Origin of the sequence: Streptacidiphilus sp. EB129 (assembly GCF_041262645.1) — a bacterium.
Lineage (GTDB): Bacteria > Actinomycetota > Actinomycetes > Streptomycetales > Streptomycetaceae > Streptacidiphilus.
The window spans coordinates 1-1,055 of sequence record NZ_JBGCCS010000119.1 but is presented as its reverse complement, the minus strand read 5'-3'; the positions used below and the strand labels follow the sequence as shown (position 1 = coordinate 1,055).

Annotated in this window: 1 protein-coding gene; it reads right to left on the bottom strand. The window is 67.3% G+C overall.

From position 1 onward, the window contains the following. A partial coding sequence (locus tag ABH925_RS37715; protein WP_370156168.1) for an extracellular solute-binding protein occupies positions 1–971 on the bottom strand: 971 nt, incomplete at its 3' end. Positions 972–1,055 lie beyond the last annotated feature (84 nt).

Genomic DNA, 1,055 nt, shown 5'->3' with positions numbered 1-1,055 from the left:
ATGCCCTGCTGGATCTTGGACTTCAGGGTGTTCCAGTTGGCGTTGGTCGGGTAGACCACCGAGTTGGGGACGGTGGCCAGGAACCCGGCCGCGACCGGGTCCTTGGCCGACAGCGCGGTCGAGGCCGAGGTGGTGGCCGGCAGCAGGTTGTACTCGTTGTCGAACTGGATCTGGTACTGGTCGGCGTAGGCGAAGTCCAGGAACTGCTTGATCTGGTCCGCGTGCCCGCCGTTCTTGAACGCGGTGATGTCGTCGTGCACCGCAAGGGCCTTGGTCAGCGGACCGGTCTTGCCCGGCATCGTGGCCACCCCCCAGTCGGAGGTCTGCAGCTTGCCCGCCGCGGTGATGATCGGGATCAGCGCCCCGGACCCACCCGCCATGCCGACCTGGCCGGCCGCGAAGTCCGACCAGATGGTCTTGCGGTCGGTGGTGGCCGGACCCGGCTGGGTGTCACCGGCCTTGACCAGAGAGGTCAGGAAGTTGAACGTGTCGATGTTCGACGCCGAGTTCAACGCGTACTTGCCCGCATCGTCCACGTACCCGCCGCCGTTGCCCAGCATCCACATGAACGACTCCGCCTGCGCCTCCTCCGCGCCCAGCGGCAGCCCGTAGCCGATGTCACCGCCGCCCAGCGCCTTGATCTTGGCGGCGTCGGTCTGCAGGTCGGCCCAGGTGGTCGGCGCGGCGGCGATCTTCGCGGCCGCGAACAGCTTCTTGTTGTAGAACATCGCCCGCGCGCTGGTGGTGAACGGCGCCCCGTAGGCCACCCCGTCGCTCTGCTCCTGCTTGGCGAACACCGGGATCAGGTTGCTGATCGTGCCGGCCGACATCACATCGGTCAGCGGGTACAGCAGCCCGTTCGCGGCCAGCTCCTGCGGCGCGTCACCCAGCAGGATGTCCGGGTACTGCTTGTTCTGGATCATCGTGCCGACCTGGTCCCAGTTCGTCCACGCGATCGTCTGCACCTGCACCGTGATACCCGGATGCGCCGCATGGAACGCGTCCGCGATCCCCTGCCAATACGTCTGCGACGAGTTCGCCGTCCCCGCCGTCCC